The sequence below is a fragment of the Devosia albogilva genome (assembly GCF_042685625.1).
In the GTDB taxonomy this organism is placed as follows: Bacteria; Pseudomonadota; Alphaproteobacteria; order Rhizobiales; family Devosiaceae; genus Devosia; species Devosia albogilva.
Genome location: NZ_JBHUNP010000001.1, coordinates 602,866 through 618,915, shown reverse-complemented (window position 1 = coordinate 618,915; position 16,050 = coordinate 602,866). Strand labels below are relative to the sequence as shown.

The window sequence follows — 16,050 nt, the reverse complement described above, 5'->3', positions numbered from 1 at the left end:
ATTGCGGCGCAAATGAACCGCAGTTGAACGGGCTGTGGAAAGCGGATGGGGCCAAAAGTATGACTTATGAACCTTGCGCCAGTGGGAGCGGGGGGTTAGTCAGAAGGCCAAACCGGAAGAGGCAGTGATGAGCGGCAAGCATTATCCCGAGGGCGTGCTGATTGGGCGGGCGCGTGTGCCTGGACAGCAACACCCGGCTCTGGTCACCGTGCGCGACGGCGTGCTGTTCGATATCACGGCCAAGGGGATGGCGACGGTCCGCGACGTGGCGGAGAGCGGGCGCGCTGCCGAGCATGTTCGCACGGCACCGGGGCGCGAACTCGGCGATGCCGATGCCGTGGTTGCCAATTCCGTTGCGGGCAAGACCGACTCGTCGCAGCCGAGCCTGCTGTCGCCGATTGACCTGCAGGCGATCAAGGCTTCGGGCGTGACCTTCGTGGTGTCGCTGCTGGAGCGGGTGATCGAGGAGCAGGCGCGCGGCGACAAGGCCAAGGCGGATTCGCTGCGCGGAGAGATTCTCGGGCTGATCGGCACCGACCTGTCGGAGCTGGTGCCCGGCTCGGACACGGCGATGAAGGTCAAGGCGGCGCTGATCGAGCGCGGCGTGTGGAGCCAGTATCTCGAGGTCGGCATCGGCCCGGATGCGGAGATCTTCACCAAGGGCCAGCCGATGAGCTCGGTGGGGTATGGCGCCGAGGTCGGGCTGCACCCGGTTTCGAGCTGGAACAACCCCGAGCCGGAAGTGGCGCTGCTGGTGACCAGCAAGGGCGAGATCATCGGCGCGACACTCGGCAACGATGTCAATCTGCGCGACGTCGAGGGGCGCTCGGCGCTCTTGCTCGGCAAGGCCAAGGACAACAATGCTTCGGCGTCGCTGGGGCCGTTCGTGCGGCTGTTCGACGGTGGGTTCACGCTGGACACGGTGAAGACCGCCGAGATCGCGCTCAGGGTCGAGGGCGAGGATGGCTTCGTGCTCGACGGGCACTCCAACATGGCGCAAATCTCGCGCACGCCGGAATCGCTGGTGGCCGCGACCATCGGCAGCCATCACCAGTATCCCGATGGGCTGGTGCTTTATCTTGGCACCATGTTCGCGCCGGTGAAGGATCGCGACGGCGCCGGCAAGGGTTTCACCCACAAGCTCGGCGACACGGTCTCCATCTCGAGCGAGGCGCTCGGCACGCTGGTGAACCGCGTCAACCTGTCCACCCAATGCCCGCCCTGGACCTATGGCGCCAGCCACCTGCTGCGCGACCTGGCGAAGGCGGATTTGCTCTAGTTATCCGAAAGGCACTCCAGATGACCGAATTGTTCAAGAACCTCATCGATGGGGAATGGGTCGGCGGCGAGGGCGTGGAGAACGTCAATCCGTCCAACCTGAAGGATGTGGTGGGCGTCTATGCCCGGGCCACGGTGGAGGATACGCAGCGGGCGATCGCGGCGGCCAAGGCGGCCTTTCCGGCGTGGTCGCGCTCGGGCATTCTCGAGCGGCACGCGATCCTGCGGAAGACGGCCGACGAAATCCTGGCGCGCAAGCAGGAACTGGGCGAGTTGCTGAGCCGCGAAGAGGGCAAGACGCTGCCGGAAGGCATCGGCGAGGTGACCCGCGCCGGGCAGATCTTCGACTTTTTCGCCGGCGAGGCGCTGCGGCTGTCGGGCGAGGTGTTGCCGAGCGTGCGGCCGGGCGTGGGCGTTGAAATCACCCGCGAGCCGGTTGGGGTGATCGGGCTGATCACGCCGTGGAATTTTCCGATCGCGATCCCGTCGTGGAAGATTGCGCCGGCGCTCTGCTACGGCAACACCGTGGTGATCAAGCCGGCCGACCTGGTGCCGGCCTCGACCTGGGCGATCGTCGACATCCTGCAGCGGGCGGGGCTGCCCAAGGGCGTGCTCAACCTCGTCATGGGCAAGGGTTCGGTCGTGGGCCAGACCATGCTCGAGAGCCCCGATGTGGATGCCATCAGCTTCACCGGCTCGGTGGGCACCGGCCGCCGGGTGGCGGAGGCTTCGGTGAAGGTGGGGCGCAAGTACCAGCTCGAGATGGGCGGCAAGAACCCGACCGTGGTGCTGGACGATGCGGACCTGAAGGTCGCGGTGGAATCGGTGGCGCAGTCGGCGTTCTTCTCGACGGGGCAGCGCTGCACGGCATCCTCGCGCGTCATCGTGACCGAAGGTATCCACGACCGGTTCGTGGAGGCTTTGGCCGAGCGGACCCGGGGTCTGCGGGTGGGCGATGCCCTTGATAAGAATACCGAAATCGGGCCGGTGGTCGATCCGAGCCAGCTCAAGCAGGACACCGATTATATCGAAATCGGCCAGCAGGAGGGGGCGAAGCTGGTGGCCGGTGGCGAGCGGGTGAGCAAGGATACCGACGGGTATTTCCTGCAGCCGGCGCTGTTCACCGAGGCGACCAATTCGATGCGGATCGCGCGCGAGGAGATCTTCGGGCCGGTGGCGGCGGTGATCCGGGTCAAGGATTACGAGGAAGCGCTGGCGGTGGCGAACGACACCGAGTTCGGGCTAAGTGCCGGTATCGTAACGACTTCTTTGAAGTATGCCACGCACTTCAAGCGCAATGCCGAGGCTGGCATGGTGATGGTCAACGTGCCGACCGCGGGGGTGGATTTCCACGTGCCGTTCGGCGGGCGGAAGGGATCGAGCTTCGGCCCGCGCGAGCAGGGGCGGTATGCCCAGGAGTTCTTCACCCTGGTGAAGACGGCCTATACCGCGGCCGGTTGACGGTGAAAGAAACGGGGCCTTCGGGCCCCGTTTCGTTTGCATTTCGTTACCGCCGACGCTGAGTCAGCGCCATTCCGGCAAAGATCAGCAGAACGCCGAGGGCACTGGCCCAGAGCGTGACCGGAATGCCGCGCGCCCAATCGAACAGGACGCCCGAAACCATCTGCCCGGAGATCACCAGCAGGGTGGAATTGACCGCGCCGATGCGGGTGATGAGCCAGGAGCCCGAGGCGACGAAGACCACGCCCAGCGCGCCGCCGGTATAAACCCACCACGGGATCTCGGCGATGTTGTCGGGGATGAGGCCACCGAGAGCGAGGCCGAGGACGGTGAGGAAGACGAAGCCGACGAAGTGGTTCCAGAACGACGAGATCAGCGGCGTCGTCGACAAGGACAGCCGGCCGTTGACCTGGCGGCTGAGGATGACGAGCAGGCCGGCGGTGAAGGCGAAGAGGACCGGCACGATCATGACGCGCCTCCCAGGCCGAACAGGATGATGATGAGGCTGCCGGCAGCAATCAGGGCAACGGCGCCGGCATCGCGCCAGTCGAGGCGCCGGCGCGGCAGGCCGAGCAGGCCCCAGAAATCGGCGGCAAGGCTCAGCACCACCTGACCGGCAAGGCCGAGGGCGAGGGTGCCGGCGAGGGCGAGCGGGGTGTTTACCGTGGTCGAGGTGAGCATGACGGTGGCGGCGCCGATGATGCCGCCGAGATAGGACCAGAGCGGGGCCTTGCCGTGCTCGGCGCGGTCGGCGGCGGCTTCGCGGCGCTGGTGGCGCCAGATCAAGGCGAGGAAGACCAGGGCGACGGGTGTGCCGACGCCATGGGCGAGCCAGGACGAGAACAGGGCGCCGCCATAGCGACCGGCTTCGCCATTGAGAAAGACGGCAAGCGTCAGGAGGCCGCCGCTGCCGAAGGCGGCAAGAAGATGCAGCGGGTTGGGCCGCTGCGCCGTGGGCAAGTTCATTGAATTCGATCCGACTCGGAGGAGCGCTGGAGCTTAGCGCAAAATCAGGGTGGCGGCTGAAACGCTAACGGTGGCGGCGTCGTTGCGCAGGGGTATGGGACTGGCGAAGCTGCCATTTCTTTCGCATTGTGCCGGGGTGGTTCGGCGGCAGGTCCGCCTTAGCGTGGTGAGGTGAATGGCAGAGCGCATGTCGGTGCTGGCACCGTTTCGGCATGAAACGTTCCGGCTGTTGTGGGCGGCGACGCTGGTGTCGAATCTGGGCGGTCTGGTGCAGTCGGTGGGCGCCGGCTGGATGATGACGACGCTCACCGACTCCCACAACATGGTGGCGCTGGTGCAGGCGTCGACGACGCTGCCGATCATGGTGTTCTCCATCGCCTCGGGGGCGCTGGCCGACAATTTCGATCGGCGGGTGGTCATGCTCATCGCCCAGGTCGGCATGATGCTGGTGTCGGTGGTGCTGGCGCTGATGGCCTTTCTCGGCATGCTCAACCCCTGGCTCTTGCTGCTGTTCACCTTCCTGATCGGGTGCGGCACGGCGCTGTTCAACCCGTCCTGGCAAGCATCGATGGGCGATATCGTGCCGCGGCAGGACCTGCCGGGAGCGGTGACGCTCAATTCCATGGGCTTCAACATGATGCGCAGCGTCGGCCCGGCCGTGGGCGGGCTGATCGTGGCGGTGGCGGGGGCGGGCGCCGCGTTCGCGGTCAACGCCCTATCGTATGGGCCGCTGATCGGAGCGCTGTGGCGGTGGAAGCCGGTGCGGGCGCCGCGGCAATTGCCGCGCGAGAGCTTCGGCAGCGCCATGTGGGCGGGCGTGCGCTATGTATCGCTGTCGCCGAACCTGACCACGGTACTGTTCCGCAGCTTCCTGTTCGGCTTGTCGGCCGTCGCGATCCTGGCGCTCTTACCGTCGGTGGCGGCAACCTATGTGGGCGGCAGCGCGCTGGCCTATGGCACGCTGCTCGGCTCGTTCGGCCTGGGCGCGATCGGCGGGGCGTTTCTCAACGGCATCGTGCGCGAGCGCTTCAGCAACGAGGTGATCGTCCGCCTCGCCTGCGTCGGCTTTGCGCTCAGCAGCGCCGGGCTCGGTTTCAGCCGCGACCTGGTGCTGAGCCATCTGGTGCTTCTGCCGGCGGGAGCGTGCTGGGTGCTGTCGCTGTCGCTGTTCAATGTCTCGATCCAGCTCAGTTCGCCGCGCTGGGTGGTGGGGCGGGCGCTATCGCTCTACCAGACCGCCACCTTCGGCGGCATGGCGCTGGGAAGCTGGGTCTGGGGCGTGGGCGCCGACGCCTGGGGGCCGAGCATCGCGCTGGCGCTGTCGGGCACCGGCATGCTGGTGTGCGCGCTTGTGGGCTTCCGCCTGCCGCTGCCGCAGTTCAGCGCGCGCGACCTCAACCCGCTCAACACTTTCAACGAGCCGATCATCCGGCTCGATCTGAGGCCGCGCAGCGGGCCGATCATGGTGATGATCGACTATGTGATCGCCCAGGAGGACGTGCCGCGTTTCCTGCAACTGATGGCGGAGCGGCGAAAAATCCGCATTCGCGACGGGGCGCGGCAATGGGGGCTGCTGCGCGACCTCGAGCACCCGGAGGTGTGGACCGAAAGCTACCACGCGCCGACCTGGGTCGACTATCTCCGACACAACATGCGGCGCACCAAGGCCGACGCCGAGAACATCGAGCTGATCCGCAAGCTGCACCGGGGGGAAACGCCACCCAAGGTGCGGCGGATGATCGAGCGGCAGACTGTTCCGCTCAGGGACGACACGCCGCTGAGGGACACGCCGGAGGTCTAGGCGGCGGCATCTGCAGTTATCTCTCGCGGGCTCAGCCGCTTCCGCCCGCGAGAGAATAGTGGCCCGGCGACATGGGAGAGGGTTCTAGCGACCAGCGCGCTTGCGGATGGGCTGCAGCAGGACTCCGGGGGCGCGGTGCTCATTGAGTGCGTCGCGCACGTCCAGGGGATCGATGCCGATGTCGTAGAGCAGCCGTTCGTCGAGACGCGACAGTTCGATGTAGTGCCGGGCGGGGCGGGCGTGACGGCGCCAGACGATCCGCAGGGCGCGCAGCCAGGAGGGCCGGCGGAGGCGTGCTCCGGCCGCGCCCGGGCGTAAGGGATTGGCAACCAAGGCCATTGGGTACTCCTGTGGTTCGAGGTGGTGGTCGGGGAGGCGGCGGCTTGTTCGACCGCCGGGATCCATTCAGCGGGCGACGAAATAGGCGTTGAAGGGATCGTGCGGCAGGCGCGACACCTGCACCTCACCAAAGCCGGCGTCCCGGAGCATCGTCTCGGCGAGTTCGACGCCCCACATGGTGCCTAGCGCTTCGCCGCCCTGTCCCAGTGACACCGGCATGCAGTGCATCACCGACATCATGTAGAGAAACGAGCCGATCGGATGGGTCAGGTTCTGCTCGAGCCGACTTGAGCCGCCGAACTCGACCATCAGCATCAACCCGTCGCGCCGCAGCGCCTGCCGGGCCTTGCGGAGGACATCGAGCGGGCTCTTCTGGTCGTGCACGGCATCGAAGGCGAGGACCAGATCGAAGGCGCCGAGCCGGTCGACGGCCGCCAGATCCTGTTGCCGGAAGACGAGATTGCCGACGCCGATCCGTGCGGCCTCCTGCTGCGTTTCGCTGAAGGCATCGGCGCAGAGATCGAGGCCGACGAAGCGGCTCCGGGGGAAGCGCTGGGCCAGCATCAGCACCGCCCGTCCGGCACCACAGCCGAGGTCGACCACGTCGATGCCATCCTCCAGCCGCTGCCGGAGCCCGGGGACGATCGGCAGCACCTGATCGACGAACGGCTTGACGATGGATTGGTGGCTGGCCTCGGCCATCACCTCGTGGAAGCGGTCGTAATGGTGGTAGCAAAGCCCGCCACCGTGTCGGAAGCGGTCGACGACCTCGTCCTCGAGCGCCCCGACGACGGCGACGAACTGTGCGATCACCGCCAGGTTCTTCATGGCGCCGTCGCGAGTCAGGAATGCCGCGTGTTCGGGCGGCAGAGTGTAGCTGCGATCGGCCGGCGTGTAGTCGACGATCCTGGCGGTGGTCATCACCGCCAGCCACTCGCGCACATAGCGCTCGTTGAGCCCGGCGACGGCGGCGAGGGCTGCGGAGGTGGCGGGGGAATGGCGCGCAAGATGGTCGAACAGCCCGGTGCGATGGCCGATCGAAGCCATGAGGGCGACGGCCGCGCCGTTGATGGTGCCGAGCATCTGCCCGGCGAACGCCTTGGCCTTGCCCTCGTCGAAGGAAACGTCGTGCCGCACTGCGGCTTCTGCGGTCTGCATGGTTTGTCTGCCTCTGGTCTCAAAGAAGAGGCGCTGCATCTACCGCTGCCCCGGCGAAGGCGTTAGGATCGGTTCGGCAGGAAACGGTCCAATTCGGAAGTGACAGAGGTGGTGGAGCAGCCATTGACCGTGGTGGTGATCGGCACGCCGGAGGCGGGCGCCTCCGGCACCATGGCCATTCTGGACGTGCTGACCTCGGTGGGACGGGGTTGGGAGCGGCTGCACAACCAGCCGGTGCAAGCCCCACGCTTCCGCCCGCTGCTGTTGACCCTGGATGGCCAGCCCTACCGACTGCCGAACGGCACGACCATCACGCCGCATGGCCGGTTGGACGAGGCGCCGATCCCCGACATCGTCATCGTGCCGGAACTGATCCTCGACCGGCGCGCCACCTTGCCGGACACCTACCCATGGCTCGCCGAGTGGATACGCGGGGCCTATGAAGGCGGAGCGATCGTTGCGTCCGTGTGTTCGGGGACGCTGTTGCTGGCGCTCACCGGCCTGCTCGACGGTGAGGATGCGACGACCCATTGGGGGTTTTGCGATGCCATGGCCATGCGGTTCCCGCGCGTGCGGATCCGGAAGGAGCGGGTGCTCGTTCCCGCGGGTGAAGGCCACCGCATCATCACGGCGGGCGGCGCCTCCTCCTGGTACGATCTGCTGCTCTATCTGGTTGCCCGCTTCAGCGGTGCGGAAGCCGCGCGCCAGGTCGCCAAGACCTACCTGGTGCAGGCACACAACGAGGGGCAGTTGCCCTATGCCGGACTGACGGCCCGCCGCCAGCACGACGATCAGATGGTCGCCGACGCCCAGCTCTGGCTGGCCGACAACTATGCGCGGGCCAATGTGGTGAGAGTGCTCGCGGCGCGCAGCGGCCTGACGGAACGCGCTTTTCTCAACCGGTTCAGGGCGGCGACGGGGCTATCGCCCATGGAGTATGTTCAAATCCTGCGGGTGGAGGAGGCAAAGCACCTGCTCGAGACCTCCGACCTGCCGCTGGACGAGCTTGCCGGGGAGGTGGGCTATCTGGAGCCGGCCAGCTTCCGCCGCATCTTCCGTCGCCTGGTGGGTCTGTCCCCGTCCGAGTACCGGCGCCGCAATCTGCTGCCTGCTGCTGTGATGATGTGAGAGGTCTGCCCTGGGCGACACGCTGCCCGAGCTGATTATTCGCTTCCGCCCGCCCTGGCCGGCCGCAAACAGGCAGACACAGCGCGGTTGGGTTGCTGGCAATAGGAGGACGTCGGACCCGTAGCCGTCTCCTGTCACTGCGTCCTCCATTCAGTGGTGCGGCAGAGACATGGTCGCCGCCCTGCCACGGCGCCGCACCCGTTCGGGTGGGTGGGGGAGGGGCTGGGGCAGGAGCGCAAAGGCAAGAGATCGGCTTGTCGCGATCCTGCAGGGTCGGCGCCAGGGGAGCCAACCTGCTGCCGCAGGAGCATCATCAGCTTCGTGTTGTGGCAGCACGGATGCAGCATGGACCGGCCGTGGAGTGGCCTCTCCTGGGGAACCCCCACCTAGCCTCCCCCGCGAGCGGGGGAGGGACGCGGCGGTGGGCGGGGAGAGTTAGGCGACTTGCCCGAAGCGTTCGTCGAAGGCGTAGCCGGCGCCGCGGACGGTGCGGATGGGGTCGGGGTCGCGGCCGCGATTGATGGCGCGGCGGAGGCGGCCGATGTGGACGTCGACGGTGCGCTCGTCGACATAGACGTCGTTGCCCCAGACGCCGTCGAGCAGCTGCTCGCGGGAGTAGACGCGGCCGGGATGGCGCATGAGGTATTCGAGCAGGCGGTATTCGGTGGGGCCGAGATGGACGTCGCGATTGCCGCGGCGGACGCGGTGGGTGGTGCGGTCGAGCTCGAGATCGCCCAGCTTGAGGGCGGCGGTGACGAGGTTGGGGCTGGCCCGGCGCAAGAGGGCGTGGATGCGGGCGATGAGCTCGGGGACGGAGAAGGGCTTGACGATGTAGTCGTCGGCGCCGGTGGTGAGGCCGCGCACGCGCTCTTCTTCCTCGCCGCGGGCGGTGAGCATGATGATGGGGACGCGGGCGGTTTCCTCGCGGGCGCGGAAGCGGCGGCAGAGTTCGATGCCGGAGACTTCGGGCAGCATCCAGTCGAGCAGGATCAGGTCGGGAAGCTTCTCCTGGATGTGCTGGATGGCTTCGTCGCCCGTCTCGGCGGTGGCGACGCGGAAGCCCTCTGCCTCGAGATTGTAGCGCAGGAGGATGGTGATATCGGCTTCGTCTTCGACGACGAGAATGGTGGCGGGCATGGTTTGCTCCGTCTAGAGCCAGCGCACTTGCTCCTGAAGGGGAGGGAGGGCGGTGTTGTGGGTCACCCTTCAGGGGAAAGCGGGTGGATCGATATAGCGCCTTGAAGGGGGCCCCCCACCCCCGGCCCCTCCCCTCAAGGGGGAGGGGAGGAAAGGCGCCGACAGTTCTGTTGCTGGGACACCCCCACCTCACCTCCCCCTGAAGGGGGAGGGGGCGGAGAGATCAGTGTTGTGGGTCAGGCCTTGATCTGGACGCGGTGGAGTTCCTGGACTTCGCTGGTGAGCTGCTTTCCGGTCTGGAGATAGTAGGCGCGCTCGGCGATGTTGGTGGCGTGGTCGCCGATGCGCTCGAGGCTCTTGGCGCAGAACAGGAGCTGGGTGCAGGGGGTGATGTTGCGCGGGTCTTCCATCATGTAGGTGAGCAGTTCGCGGAACAGCGAGGTGTGCATGGCATCGACCTCGTCGTCGCGGTTGCAGACGTCGATGGCGCCGGCGGAGTCGCGGTTGGCATAGGCATCGAGGGCGCCCTTGACCTGGCGCTGCACCAGCGCGGTCATGTTGCGGACCCCGTTGTAGAAGGTGGGCTGGAGATTGAGCCCGTCGAGCTTCAGCGAGCGGCGGGCCAGTTGCTTGGCCATGTCGCCGACGCGTTCGAGGTCGTTGGCGACGTGGATGGCGGTGATTATGGCGCGCAGGTCCGAGGCCATGGGCTGGCGGCGGGCGATCATGGAGACGGCCATGTCGTCGATGCGGCGCTGCATGTCGTCGATGCGCTGGTCGGCGATGATGGTGAGGTCGGCCAGTTCGCGGTCGAGCTTGAGCAGGGCCTTGGTGCCGTTCTCGATGGCGAGTTCGACCTGGCCGCCCATCTCGGCAATGGACTGGGCGAGGGTGTTTAGCTCCTCGCTATAGGCGGTGACGATGTGGTCGGTACCGGGGGCGGCCATGTGCTGTCTCCTCAGGTCCGCGATCAGCCGATGCGGCCCATGATGTAGTCCTGGGTCTGCTTGTTCACCGGGTTGGTGAAGATCTCTTCGGTGTCGCCCTGCTCGATCAGATTGCCGAGGTGGAAGAAGGCGGTCTTCTGCGACACGCGGGCCGCCTGCTGCATCGAGTGGGTGACGATGACGATGGTGTAGTTTTCGCGGAGCTCGTCGATGAGTTCCTCGATGATGGCGGTGGCGATCGGGTCGAGCGCCGAGCAGGGCTCGTCCATCAGGATGACCTCGGGGCCGACAGCAATGGCGCGGGCGATGCAGAGGCGCTGCTGCTGGCCGCCGGAGAGGCCGGTGCCGGGCTCGTTGAGGCGATCCTTCACCTCCTCGAACAGGCCCGCCTTGCGGAGGGAGGAGACGACGATCTCGTCGAGTTCGGCCTTGTTGCGGGCGAGGCCGTGGATGCGCGGGCCGTAGGCGACGTTGTCGTAGATCGACTTGGGGAAGGGATTGGGCTTCTGGAACACCATGCCGACGCGGGCGCGCAGTTCCACCACGTCGAGGCTGGGATCGTAGATATCCTCGCCGTCGAGCTTGATGGTGCCGCCGACCTTGGCGCCTTCGATGGTGTCGTTCATGCGGTTGATGCAGCGCAGGAAGGTCGACTTGCCGCAGCCGGAGGGACCGATGAAGGCGGTGACGGCGCGGTCGGGGATGTCGATGGAGATGCCGAACAGCGCCTGCTTGGTGCCGTAGTGCACGGTCACGTCGCGGGCGGTGAGGCGGATCGGGCGATCCAGCACGTCGGTGGGGTTCATCGAGGCATCCACGGTCTGGTTGGTCATCTTCACCTTGGCGGCGAGCAGGTCCATTTGAGCCTCCTTAGGCACGCTTTTCCAGCCGGGAGCGCAGGAAAATGGCGATGGCGTTGAGCAGGATCATCAGGGCCAGCAGCACCATGATGGCGGCGGAGGTGCGGGCCTCGAAGAAGTTGCGGTTCTCGTTGCCCTGCCAGAGGAAGATCTGGACGGGCAGGGCGGTGGCCTGGTCGAGCGGGCTGGCGGGCACCGAGGCGACGAAGGCATTCATGCCGATGAGGAGGAGCGGGGCGGTTTCGCCCAGAGCTTGCGCGACGCCGATGATGGTGGCGGTGAGGATCGAGGGGAAGGTCACCGGCAGCACGTGGTGGAATACCATCTGGGTGCGGGAGGCCCCCATGCCGAGGGCGGCTTGGCGCAGGGAAGGCGGCACGCCCTTGAGGGCGGCGCGGGTGGCGATGATGATGGTGGGGAGCGTCATCAGCGTCAGCACGAGACCGCCGGCGAGCGGCGCCGACAGCGGCAGGTGCAGCGTGTTGATGAACACGGCGGCGCCCAGGAGGCCGAAGACGATCGAGGGCACGGCGGCGAGGTTGTTGATGTTGACCTCGATGAGGTCGGTGAGGCGCGACTTGGGCGCGAACTCCTCGAGGTAGATGGCGCTCGCCACCCCGATCGGCACCGCCAGGACGATGACGATCATCATCATGTAGAGCGAGCCCATGAAGGCGCCGGCGAGGCCGGCGGCCGCGGGAGCGGCGCGGCTGTCGACGTTGAAGAACAGGCTCCAGGCGAAGTCGCGGGTGATGGTGCCGTCGGCGTAGAAGCCGTCGGCCAGGGCGCGGGCAGGGGCGGAAAGCTGCTGCTGGGCGTCGGCGAGGTCGCGGTTGATGCGGCCGGTGAGCCAGTTGTCGACATTGGCGGAGGCGAGCAGGCTCACTTCCACGGTCTGGCCGAGCAGGGCGGGATAGCGCACGAACATCTCGCGCAGGGTGTGGCGCTCGCTGGTCTCGACCACCGTCAGGAGTTGGCGGGTGTCGATCTCGAAGCCGGCGGGCGCGGCGCGGCGGAGGGCGTCCTCGACGATCCTGTTCCAGTTGAGCATGGCCAGGTCGCGCTGCCAGGCGAGCTGGGCGGCGCGGAAATCGGCGTCGGATTGGCCGGCTTGCCGGGTGGGGGCGGGGCCTACGTCGATCACCGCGGGATCGAAGAACACTTCGACGTGCAGGCGCGACTGCTGGAAGGAGGGCAGGCCCTTGGAGATGATGGTGGTGAACAGGATGGCGACGAAGCCGAGCGCGAGGAGCACGGCGGCGATACCGAGGCCGCGGAAGATCGCTTCGCCGCGGTGACGGCGGGCGAGCGAGGCGCGGATGCGGTCGCGGTTGGCGGAGGGGCGGGGAGCGTCGGTGTCGGACATTATTCGTACTGCTCCCGGAAGCGGCGGACGATGTAGAGCGCCACGATGTTGAGGATCAGGGTCATCCCGAACAGGGTGAGGCCGAGGGCGAAGGCGACCAGCGACTGCGGGCCGGCGAAATCGGTGTCGCCGGTCAACTGGTTGACGATGGAGACAGTGACGGTGGAGGTCGGCTCGAACGGGTTGGCGCGCAGGATCGGCGCGTTGCCGGCGGCGAGCACCACGATCATGGTTTCGCCGATGGCGCGGCTGACGGCGAGCAGGAAGGCGCCGACGATGCCGGGGAGGGCCGCCGGCAGCAGGACGTTGCGGATGGTCTCGGACTGGGTGGCGCCAAGGCCATAGGCGCCGTCGCGCAGGGTGCGCGGGACCTGGTTGAGGATGTCGTCGCTGAGCGAGGAGATGAAGGGGATGATCATCACGCCCATTACCACGCCGGCGGTGAGTGCGGAGGTGGCGCGGATATCGACGCCGATGACGTCGCCGAAGCCGGCAAGGAAGGGCCCGACCGTGACCAGGGCGAAGAAGCCGTAGACGATGGTGGGAATGCCGGCGAGGATTTCGATGACCGGCTTGACCACGGCGCGGATGCGGCCGGGCGCGTACTGGTTGAGGTAGATCGCCGTCATCAGTCCGATGGGGAGGGCAACCAGCATGGCGATGATGCTGATCATCACCGTGCCCCAGAGCAGCGGCAAGAGGCCATAGTCGCCGGTGGCCTGGTTGCCGGTGGTGGAAAAGCCTGGGTTCCAGACGGTGCCGAAGAAGAAATCGAGCGGATTGACGAAGGTGAAGAAGCGGATGGCTTCGCTGAGCAGCGATACCACGATGCCGACGGTGGTGAGGATGGCGACGCCCGAGCAGGCGAGCAGCAGCAGCCGCACCATCGTCTCGACCTCGTTGCGGGCCCGCAGACGCGGGGCCATGCGGGCGCGGGCGACGATCAGTGCGGCGAAGCCGAGGCCGGCGGCGGCAAGGATGACGACCAGCATGACGATGAGGTTGAAGCGGGCCAGCGCCTCGCCCGCGGCGGCCTCATAGGGCTGCACCTCGCCGGCGACGCCATAGCCCGAAGCGATGGCGCGCACGCGCTGGAGCGCGGTTTCGAGGGCGGGGCCGGTCTGCGCTGCGACGTCAGCGGGCAGGAGGCCGATGGCATAGTCGCGGGTGAGGGTGTCGCCGAAGACGGCCCAGAGGATCAGCACGGCCAGGGCCGGCAGCAACGTCCAGATGGCAAGACGAGCGCCATGGTATTGCGGGCGCGAGTGGGGGCGAGTGCCGGTGGCAGTGGTGGCGCCGGCAAAGGCGCGGGCCTTGGACCAACCCAGAGAGTAGCTCAGGCTGAGCAGGATGAGCAGCAAGGCTGCGACGATCCACATGTTCACGGCTGAGCCCCTGTCTTGATCGGTGAGGGCGGGGAGGCGCGAACGCCTCCCCGCTAGATTTTCCTAGAGGTCGGCGGCGGTGAGCGCGGTGGCCGACTCGAAGTTGCCGAGGACTTCGGCGGTGACTTCGGCCGGCTGCGGGATCAGGCCAGCGGTTTCGAGGGTGCCACCGGCGCCGGTCATGGCGTCGGAGAGGAAGAACTGGACGTATTCCTCGATGCCCGGGACAACGCCGATGTGCTCGCCCTTGACGTAGAAGTAGAGCGGGCGGGAGACCGGGTACTCACCCGAAGCGATGGTTTCGAGCGACGGGGTGACGCCGGAAACGGTCGCAACCTTCAGGGTGTCGCGGTTCTGGTCGTAGAAGGAGAGACCGAAGACGCCGACGGTGTCCGGGTTGGACTGCAGCCGGGCGAGGGTCTCGGTGTAGTCGCCGGCGATCTCGACCACGACGTCCTGGCGGAAGGTGGTGCAGGCGGCTTCGAGTTCTTCTTCGCTCAGCTCCGGCAGGCCGGCTTCTTCACAACCAGCGGATACGACGCGCTCCTGGAAGACTTCGCGGGTGCCGTGGTTGGAGCCCGGGATGGCGAGAGCGATCGGCTGCTCGGGCAGCGAAGCGTCGATCTCGTTCCAGGTGGTGTAGGGGTTGTCGACCAGTTCGCCGTCGACGGGGACCTGGGCGGCGATGGCCTTGTAGACATGGACCGGCTCGAGGGCGAAGTCACCGGCATTGGCCGAGGTCGCGAAGACGATGCCGTCAAAGCCGATCTGGACTTCGCGGATGTCGTTCACGCCGGCTGCGTTACAGGCTTCGATCTCGGAGGCGCGGATGCGGCGCGAGGCATTGGCGATGTCGATGGTGTTCTCGCCGACGCCCTCGCAGAACTGGCGCAGGCCGCCCGAGGAGCCGCCCGAGCCGACGACCGGGGTGTTGAACTCGGGGAAGACGGCACCGAATTCCTCGGCCACGATCGAGGCGAAGGGCAGCACGGTCGAGGAGCCGGCGATCTGAATGGTGTCGCGCGACTGGGCAAAGGCCGGGGTGGTGACGGCGAGCGCGAGGACGGCGGCACTGACGGCGAGTGCGGATTTCATGGACAGGTCCCTTTCGGAATTCGTTTCAGAGCGAGCTGGCCGGCGAACTTCAAAACGCCCCTGCCGCCCAGTGACGGGGCAGACCATAGGGAGCACGGACAACGCTTTTATTGCAGTTGCGTGACTGGTTTGTGACGGCTCAAGTCTCTGAACATACGAGACTTTTCCGACAGAAACGTCGGCACATCGAGGTTTGTGACGGTCTTTGCGACAGCCGGAGAGGTCGGCGCGTTAACGCAGCAGCGGCCGCAGTTCCGCCTGCACCCGGCGCAGCAACGGCAGGAAATGCGCGATCATGTGCGAGGTGGGCGCACGCGAGGATTGGGCGCCGACGTTGAGCGCAGCCACCACCTGGCCCTGGGCATTGAACAGCGGCACGGCAATGGAGCAGAGGCCGTTCTCAAGCTCTTCGTCGATGACGGCGAAGCCCTGGGCGGCGACCACCGCGAGTTCGGTGGCAAGGCTTTTCGGATCGGCCTTGGTGCGGCTGGTATAGGCGACGAGATCGGAGCGGGCGATGATGTCGCGGGCGCGGTCCGGCGGCAGGGCGGCAAGGAGGATGCGGCCCATGGAGGTGCAATAGGCCGGCATGCGGGCGCCGGCGCCAAGGCTGATGGAGAGCACGCGGCGGTGGGCGGCGCGGGCGATATAGAGGATCTCGGTGTCGTCGAGCACGGCGACGGAGGAGCTTTCGTTGAGTTCCGCGGAGAGCTCGTCGATGAAGGGCTGGACCAGCCGCGGCATAGGGGTGGCGGCGAGATAGGTGTGGCCGAGCTTCAGCACCCGGGGCGTGAGGCGGAAGAACTTGCCGTCGTAGCTGGCATAGCCGAGTTCGGTGAGGGTCAGGAGATAACGGCGGGCGGTGGCGCGTTCGAGGCCGGTGCGGCGGGCCACGTCGGTGATCGACTGGCTGGCATGCTCCTCGTCGAAGCACTCGATGACGGCGAGCCCCTTGGCCAGGCCCGCAACGGACTCGCCCCTGCGCATCGGCATGGCTCCTGTGACACTGATCCAGCCTTAGGCGGCGGGGCAATGGGGTGCAAGGGGGAGGCCCGGGCGGGTCGCTACAAATGCGGCGAGCGCGGAAAGTTAACGTTCAGCAACACCGAGTTGTGTTGGAAACGGCGCT

At 66.9% G+C, this 16,050-nt stretch carries 15 protein-coding genes; 4 read left to right on the top strand and 11 right to left on the bottom strand.

Annotated elements, in window-relative coordinates; translation table 11 throughout:
- The first annotated feature begins 127 nt into the window (after positions 1 to 127).
- Both ACFSX5_RS03115 and ACFSX5_RS03110 read left to right on the top strand, forming a co-directional pair.
- The gene (locus ACFSX5_RS03115) at positions 128 to 1,279 is read left to right on the top strand and encodes a fumarylacetoacetate hydrolase family protein (protein ID WP_386831674.1); all 1,152 of its coding nucleotides are present in this window, start codon (positions 128 to 130) and stop codon (positions 1,277 to 1,279) included.
- Between the two features lie 20 nt (positions 1,280 to 1,299).
- Positions 1,300 to 2,739, top strand: coding sequence for an aldehyde dehydrogenase family protein (locus ACFSX5_RS03110; protein WP_386831672.1), 1,440 nt, complete (start codon positions 1,300 to 1,302; stop codon positions 2,737 to 2,739).
- Between the two features lie 46 nt (positions 2,740 to 2,785).
- Here the strand turns inward: ACFSX5_RS03110 and ACFSX5_RS03105 are convergent, their stop codons facing one another.
- A complete protein-coding gene (locus ACFSX5_RS03105; protein ID WP_386831671.1) occupies positions 2,786 to 3,208 on the bottom strand; it encodes a DMT family transporter in 423 nt (140 codons plus the stop codon).
- Positions 3,205 to 3,705 (bottom strand): DMT family transporter, encoded by a 501-nt coding sequence (locus ACFSX5_RS03100; protein ID WP_386831669.1) that lies wholly within the window; start codon positions 3,703 to 3,705, stop codon positions 3,205 to 3,207. Before ACFSX5_RS03100 ends, ACFSX5_RS03105 begins: the two co-directional genes overlap by 4 nt.
- 175 nt (positions 3,706 to 3,880) lie before the next feature.
- On the opposite strand from ACFSX5_RS03100, the gene ACFSX5_RS03095 reads away from it, so the two are divergent.
- Positions 3,881 to 5,506 (top strand): MFS transporter, encoded by a 1,626-nt coding sequence (locus ACFSX5_RS03095; protein ID WP_386831667.1) that lies wholly within the window; start codon positions 3,881 to 3,883, stop codon positions 5,504 to 5,506.
- Positions 5,507 to 5,590: 84 nt separating this feature from the next.
- On the opposite strand, the gene ACFSX5_RS03090 is transcribed toward ACFSX5_RS03095, so the two are convergent.
- Together ACFSX5_RS03090 and ACFSX5_RS03085 are read right to left on the bottom strand one after the other, a co-directional pair.
- Entirely contained in the window at positions 5,591 to 5,839 is a 249-nt protein-coding gene (locus tag ACFSX5_RS03090) for a DUF1127 domain-containing protein (protein WP_386831665.1), read from the bottom strand.
- Between the two features lie 72 nt (positions 5,840 to 5,911).
- Complete coding sequence (locus ACFSX5_RS03085; RefSeq protein WP_386831663.1) at positions 5,912 to 7,003, bottom strand: class I SAM-dependent methyltransferase; 1,092 nt, start codon at positions 7,001 to 7,003, stop codon at positions 5,912 to 5,914.
- 129 nt (positions 7,004 to 7,132) lie between these two features.
- Between ACFSX5_RS03085 and ACFSX5_RS03080 the strand changes: the two genes are divergently transcribed.
- Positions 7,133 to 8,131 (top strand): GlxA family transcriptional regulator, encoded by a 999-nt coding sequence (locus tag ACFSX5_RS03080; protein WP_386835567.1) that lies wholly within the window; start codon positions 7,133 to 7,135, stop codon positions 8,129 to 8,131.
- A 435-nt stretch (positions 8,132 to 8,566) separates the two neighbouring features.
- On the opposite strand, the gene phoB is transcribed toward ACFSX5_RS03080, so the two are convergent.
- From phoB to ACFSX5_RS03045, 7 genes are all read right to left on the bottom strand, one after another.
- Entirely contained in the window at positions 8,567 to 9,268 is a 702-nt protein-coding gene (gene phoB, locus ACFSX5_RS03075; protein ID WP_386831661.1) for a phosphate regulon transcriptional regulator PhoB, read from the bottom strand.
- 236 nt (positions 9,269 to 9,504) lie between these two features.
- Positions 9,505 to 10,215: a phosphate signaling complex protein PhoU gene (gene phoU, locus ACFSX5_RS03070; RefSeq protein ID WP_386831659.1), complete on the bottom strand. Its 711-nt coding sequence runs from the start codon at positions 10,213 to 10,215 to the stop codon at positions 9,505 to 9,507.
- A 23-nt stretch (positions 10,216 to 10,238) separates the two neighbouring features.
- Complete coding sequence (gene pstB, locus ACFSX5_RS03065) at positions 10,239 to 11,021, bottom strand: phosphate ABC transporter ATP-binding protein PstB (RefSeq protein ID WP_386835566.1); 783 nt, start codon at positions 11,019 to 11,021, stop codon at positions 10,239 to 10,241.
- A 64-nt stretch (positions 11,022 to 11,085) separates the two neighbouring features.
- A complete protein-coding gene (gene pstA, locus ACFSX5_RS03060; protein WP_386831658.1) occupies positions 11,086 to 12,441 on the bottom strand; it encodes a phosphate ABC transporter permease PstA in 1,356 nt (451 codons plus the stop codon).
- Positions 12,441 to 13,820 carry a phosphate ABC transporter permease subunit PstC gene (pstC, locus tag ACFSX5_RS03055; protein WP_386835565.1) on the bottom strand — a complete coding sequence of 460 codons (1,380 nt, stop codon included), beginning with the start codon at positions 13,818 to 13,820 and terminating at the stop codon, positions 12,441 to 12,443. The genes pstA and pstC overlap by 1 nt, the downstream gene beginning before the upstream one ends.
- Before the next feature lie 69 nt (positions 13,821 to 13,889).
- A complete protein-coding gene (locus ACFSX5_RS03050) occupies positions 13,890 to 14,921 on the bottom strand; it encodes a substrate-binding domain-containing protein (protein ID WP_386831656.1) in 1,032 nt (343 codons plus the stop codon).
- Between the two features lie 231 nt (positions 14,922 to 15,152).
- Positions 15,153 to 15,908 (bottom strand): IclR family transcriptional regulator domain-containing protein, encoded by a 756-nt coding sequence (locus ACFSX5_RS03045; protein ID WP_386831654.1) that lies wholly within the window; start codon positions 15,906 to 15,908, stop codon positions 15,153 to 15,155.
- Positions 15,909 to 16,050: the final 142 nt, after the last annotated feature.